The organism is Paenarthrobacter sp. CM16, from assembly GCF_013179505.1.
Classification (GTDB): domain Bacteria; phylum Actinomycetota; class Actinomycetes; order Actinomycetales; family Micrococcaceae; genus Arthrobacter.
Genome location: NZ_JABMCX010000301.1, coordinates 1 through 5,492, shown reverse-complemented (window position 1 = coordinate 5,492; position 5,492 = coordinate 1). Strand labels below are relative to the sequence as shown.

The following is a 5,492-nucleotide window of genomic DNA, read 5'->3' as shown; positions in this document are numbered from 1 at the left end:
CCGCAGTCCCCCCGGCCACAGCTTCGCCGTCCACACCGCCAGCTTCCGGGCCGGACAAAACCCCGGCCGCAGCCACATCGTCGCGCGCCTCGAGCGGCAATGCGTCCGATGACCCTTGGTCGCGGGCAGTCGAGCAAGCGCCGGGTACCTGGGTTGTGACCTCGGAGTCGAATGTGGGCAAGGGCCCTGCCCAATCCACCCCGGAAATCCCGCCCGCAACGCATACCCCGGATTACGAGCCGGCAGCGGCCCAGGCCCCGGAGCCTGAGCGGACCACGGAGCCGGCCACCGGAACTTACGGCCATCCAACCAACGCGGAGCAGAACCCGAGCTCCAGCTGGGACGTCGCACCGGCGTCGAGCTGGCCCGGAACGCAATCCATGCCTGCCCCGGCAACCAGCAGCGCTTCCGGGGCGAGCCCCGGCGTCGCCCCTGCACCCTGGCCCTCCCTGGCCGCCCAACCCGAGGAGGCGCACGGTTCGGTTGCGACGCTCGAGGAGGGTGCGCCGTCGGGCAGTCCGAATGGCCGTCAGAGCCTGTATCAGCGGTTGACCAACAGCCCCGAGGCCCAGGCCGGCCGTGTCCAGGCGCCGGCGCGGACCCAGACAGCCCCGGCAACCGTGACGGAGGACATTCCCAGCCCGGAGGACGAAACCATTGAGGAATCGCGGGTCTTTGGGCGGGCTGCGGTGGAGCGTATTCTGGGCGGAAAGCTGATCGAAGAGCGCGCCTTGGACGGTTCTCCCCTGCAAACCCGCTGATTCCAGCATTGATTTCAAACAAACGAGGACATTGTGTACGAAGGTGCAGTTCAGGAGCTGATTGACGAGCTCGGCCGGCTTCCCGGTGTGGGCCCTAAGTCGGCGCAGCGCCTGGCGTTCCACATTCTCGAGGCAGATCCGGAGGACATGAAGCGGCTCGTCACCGCGATCACCACGGTCAAGGAACGGGTGAAGTTCTGCAGTGTGTGCTTCAACGTGACGGAGCAGGAGACCTGCAATATCTGCCGGGATCCGCGTCGAGATCCGTCCGTCATTTGCGTGGTGGAGGAGTCCAAGGATGTCCTCGCTGTTGAGCGCACCCGGTCTTTCCGCGGCCGCTATCACGTGCTGGGCGGTGCCATCAATCCCATTGCCGGCATTGGCCCCGAACAGCTGAGGATCCGGGAACTCCTGACCCGCCTGAACGATGGCGCCATCCAGGAAATCATCATCGCCACGGACCCCAACCTTGAGGGCGAAGCCACGGCGACTTACTTGGCCAGGATGCTCAAGTCGATCGGCATCGCCGTGACCCGGCTGGCTTCCGGCCTGCCTGTGGGCGGAGACCTGGAGTACGCCGATGAAGTCACTCTCGGCCGGGCCTTCGAGGGCAGGCGCAACGCCCTGTTGTAATCTCGCAGTCACAACTTCAACCAGGATTGGGGACCCGTGCGGGAACTTGTGTACTACGTTGCAGTGAGCTTGGACGGCTACATCGCCGGACCGGGCGGGGAATTCGATGCGTTTCCGGTGGAGGGCGACCATATGGCTGCCCAAATCGAACGATTCCCGGAGGCCATACCCACAGTGGCCGCCAACGCCATGGGCATAGAACAAAGCAACGCGACCTTCGATACCGTCGTGATGGGCTGGAATACTTACGCGGTTGGTCTACCGGCGGGCATGACCAGCCCCTACCAGCACCTGAAACAAGTTGTGTTCTCCCGGACCCGCACCGAGGCGGATATTCCCGGGGAGTACCCCAATTTGACGGTCACTTCCGAGGACCCGGTAGAGGTGGTGCGGCGGTTGAAGTCCCAGCCCGGCCAGTCGATTTGGCTCTGCGGCGGCGGTCAGCTGGCAACCCGCCTTGCCGGTGAAATAGACCGGCTGGTCCTCAAACGCAGTCCGCTGCTCTTTGGCAACGGCATCCCGATGTTCGCACCGGGCGCCTACCAGCCCAGTGCCTTCCATGAGGTTTCTACGACGACGTTCACCTCTGGGGTGGTTATTTCCGAGTACGCGCGCCAACGGGTCCGCCGGAACTGACACGCACTCTCCTGGACTGAAGCCTGTGTCCCGCGGCGAGCACCAACGCTGCCACAACCCCCTGCACGGCCAACCCCGTCAGGGCTACGGGTGCGGGAGGTGCGAGCCCGTCGCGGGAGATCCCGCCCAGGCATGGAACTTCGCGGGAGGGCCCGTCCACGGCGGCTTGCAGGCCGAGAAACAGCCATCCCAACTCGTTGTTCGGAGACGCAGCATCGACCCCCAGGCTGCCGAGAATGAAGACGGGGTTGGAGGTGGCCAGCCAGGCAATCCGGTCCGTGTGTTCAACGTTCACCGGGCCGAGCTCGCCAACGCACAAGTAGGAGATGGTCCTTCCGGAATCATCCCGCTCAACGTTGACAGGCACCGACATCCGGTCTGATCCCGCAGTGGCAGGGAGGATCAGGATGGTGAGGACAACGTTGCCGACGCAGAGAAAAGCCACCAGCACCGTGGCCAACACGGCAGCCGGCGCCACCTTGGTGGAGCATCGCCGCGCCCCGGCACCGACCAGCCCGAAGAGTGCTGCCTCAAGGACAACCACGACGACGGCGACGCCGGCCAGCGCAGCCGGCCCACCGTCGTAGAGGCCCACCAGCAACAACGAAGCGCCCGCCATCACGGCCAAAGCCGCGCCCCGGATGACTCCGGACAACACCAGCACAGGGATGCGTCCTTCCGGATGCCTGAATCCCCAGCCGGCCCCCAAGACAGCAGCTGCAAGTGCCAGAACCGCCGCCATGATCATGTGGGTGGATCCTGCGGCGCCTGCTAAGAACCAGCTGTTTGATTCTGCCCAGGCAACCAAGCCCGCAGCGCTCCCCCATGCGAAGGCGATCCCCAGCATGCAGGCCATCCAGAACCACCACGAGGAAAGGGACTTCCGGGTGTTTACCCACGCTTCGCCTGCAGCCACCCGCAGGACTCCGGAACCTCCAGATGGGTCCGGAGGCGGCTTCGGGGCGGCCAAGCCGGAGGGTTGATCGTCGATCACGCCGCCGATCACTTCGTATTCGGGTTCCCGGGCTGGATCCGAACCGGATTGGTGCTCAGGAACGCCGGCCATCGCCGCTCGCACTCCTCATGAATGGATGGTACGCCGGGAAGGCGGGCGCGGATACGGCGGGGCTTCAAGGCAGAATCCCAGCCAAGGGTGTCACCATGGCTCATGGTCTCCAGCAACGGTGGGTTCAGGCGTCCCCGTCCCATCAAGCCCGCCCCGGGCCAGGAATCGGTGTGGGACTACCCGCGCCCGCCACGGGTAGAGCCGCGATCAGAGCGGGTTGTGGTGCGGCTTGGGGGTCAGGTGATCGTGGACACCACCGATGCCGTGCGGGTCCTGGAAACCAGCCATCCGCCGGTCTACTACGTCCCTTTGGATGCTTTCCCGGACGGTGTGTTGATTCCCGTCGGCGGCACCACTTTCTGTGAGTTCAAGGGAGAAGCCAGTTACTTCACCATCAGAGCCGGCGGCACGGCTGTTGAGCGTGGCGGATGGACCTACCCACACCCCACACGGGGGTTCGAGGCCCTCAGCAGCCGGATAGCCCTGTACCCGGAACACATGGACTCATGCGAGGTGGACGGGGAGCGGGTGACGTTCCAGGAAGGCAGCTTCTACGGCGGGTGGATTACCCGTGGAATCGTAGGCCCCTTCAAGGGCGGCCCGGGCACTGCGGGGTGGTAGTCATCGCAGGTGGCCGCCATGTGGTCACAATTCCTGCAGGGACAGCGCACGGCGATAAACTGGGCAAATAAGCTACGCAGGCGTGCCTGAATTGGAGCATGCCGCGTTCGAACCCTATTGATGCAGTGAGGGTGCGCGCATGACTATGCCCACTACCGAAGTGAAGATCGAAGAGCTCTCCGACGAGGCTGCCATTACCAAGCAGCTGATCGTTCAGAAGTTCGGCGGTTCCTCGGTTGCCGATGCTGATGGCATCAAGCGGGTCGCACAGCGCGTCGTGGATGCGCAGAAGGCCGGCAACGAGGTTGTGGTTGTTGTTTCCGCAATGGGCGACACCACAGACGAACTCCTGGACCTCGCAAGCCAGGTCACGGACTCGGCTCCCGCCCGCGAAATGGACATGCTGTTGTCCGCCGGCGAACGGATTTCCATGGCCCTGCTCGCCATGGCCATCAACAAGTTCGGTGCTTCCGCGCAGTCCTTTACGGGATCCCAGGCCGGCATGATTACCGACGGCATCCACGGCAAGGCGCGAATTATCGACGTCGATCCCCACCGCATCCGCACTGCCTTGGACAAGGGCCACATCGCGATCGTGGCAGGCTTCCAGGGCATGAGCCGCAGCACCAACGAGATCACCACTTTGGGCCGTGGCGGTTCAGACACCACGGCTGTTGCCTTGGCCGCGGCCCTGGAAGCTGACGTCTGCGAGATCTACACGGACGTGGACGGCATCTACACCGCCGACCCCCGCGTAGTGTCCAGCGCCCAGAAGATCGACCGCATCTCCAGCGAGGAAATGCTGGAACTGGCCGCATCCGGTGCCAAGATCCTGCACCTGCGTTGTGTGGAGTACGCCCGCCGTTTTGGTGTGCCGCTGCACGTCCGCTCGTCTTTCAGCCAAAACGAAGGCACCTGGGTCATCCCCGGAGCCGACGAAAAGTTCACTATTCAAGAGGGAGTCGCCTTGGAGCAGCCAATCATCTCCGGCGTTGCACACGATCGGTCCGAAGCCAAGGTCACAGTGGTAGGCGTCCCGGATATCCCCGGCAAGGCTGCCGCGATCTTCCAGGTGATCGCTGACGCGCACTCGAACATCGACATGATCGTCCAGAACGTCTCCACCCACGGCACCGGCCGCACGGACATTTCCTTCACCCTTCCCATCGTGGAAGGTGCGGACGCCCTTGCGGCCCTGCGCGCAGCCGAGGGCCAGATCGGCTTCGAGAGCATCGAATACAACGAGCACGTTGGCAAGCTCTCCCTGATCGGCGCGGGCATGCGTTCGCACCCTGGCGTTTCGGCCACGTTCTTCAAGGCCCTCTCCGACGCCGGGATCAACATCGACATGATCTCCACCTCGGAAATCCGCATCTCCGTTGTTACCAGCGCTGATGCCCTGGATGATGCCGTGCGCGCCATCCACAACGCGTTCGAGCTCGACGGCGACGCAGAGGCTACCGTTTACGGCGGCACCGGCCGCTAAGCCAACCGCGGGCAACCACGGGCAACCGCCCCCAAAATAAGTACCAGTTAAGGCCGTTCTGAGCTCTCAGAACGGCCTTACTGTTACTCAGTCGGGTGAGCCGGCGCCAGCAGAACGTCAATGAGTTGCCGGAGCCCATCAGCCATGTCCACGTCCTTGTCATACAGCCACTGCAGTTGGAGTCCGTCGAAGGCGGCCACGGTCAGCCGCGCCAACATCACGGAGTCGACGTCGGTGCGCACCTCGCCGGTTTCCTGTCGCTTTGCGATGTCGTCGGCAATATCCCGGA

At 64.0% G+C, this 5,492-nt stretch carries 5 protein-coding genes and 2 pseudogenes; 5 read left to right on the top strand and 2 right to left on the bottom strand.

What is annotated here, in order from left to right; genetic code table 11:
- From HP499_RS20140 to HP499_RS20130, 3 genes and pseudogenes are all read left to right on the top strand, one after another.
- Window positions 1–761, top strand: a pseudogene (locus tag HP499_RS20140) (DNA polymerase III subunit gamma and tau); the annotation flags it as partial.
- A gap of 33 nt (window positions 762–794) precedes the next feature.
- Window positions 795–1,394: a recombination mediator RecR gene (gene recR / locus HP499_RS20135; RefSeq protein ID WP_026541824.1), complete on the top strand. Its 600-nt coding sequence runs from the start codon at window positions 795–797 to the stop codon at window positions 1,392–1,394.
- 36 nt (window positions 1,395–1,430) lie between these two features.
- Complete coding sequence (locus HP499_RS20130; protein WP_172325914.1) at window positions 1,431–2,030, top strand: dihydrofolate reductase family protein; 600 nt, start codon at window positions 1,431–1,433, stop codon at window positions 2,028–2,030.
- On the opposite strand, the gene HP499_RS20125 is transcribed toward HP499_RS20130, so the two are convergent.
- Window positions 1,990–3,096: a hypothetical protein gene (locus tag HP499_RS20125; RefSeq protein WP_172325913.1), complete on the bottom strand. Its 1,107-nt coding sequence runs from the start codon at window positions 3,094–3,096 to the stop codon at window positions 1,990–1,992. The two genes, HP499_RS20130 and HP499_RS20125, sit on opposite strands and share 41 nt — an antisense overlap.
- A 102-nt stretch (window positions 3,097–3,198) precedes the next feature.
- On the opposite strand from HP499_RS20125, the gene HP499_RS20120 reads away from it, so the two are divergent.
- Both HP499_RS20120 and HP499_RS20115 read left to right on the top strand, forming a co-directional pair.
- Window positions 3,199–3,717, top strand: a complete 519-nt coding sequence (locus HP499_RS20120; protein ID WP_172325912.1) for a DUF427 domain-containing protein — start codon at window positions 3,199–3,201, stop codon at window positions 3,715–3,717.
- Between the two features lie 139 nt (window positions 3,718–3,856).
- On the top strand, window positions 3,857–5,203 hold the full coding sequence (locus tag HP499_RS20115) for an aspartate kinase (protein ID WP_172325911.1): 1,347 nt from the start codon (window positions 3,857–3,859) through the stop codon (window positions 5,201–5,203).
- An 83-nt stretch (window positions 5,204–5,286) separates the two neighbouring features.
- On the opposite strand, the pseudogene HP499_RS20110 reads toward HP499_RS20115, so the two are convergent.
- Window positions 5,287–5,492 (bottom strand): annotated as a pseudogene (locus tag HP499_RS20110) (TetR/AcrR family transcriptional regulator); the annotation flags it as partial.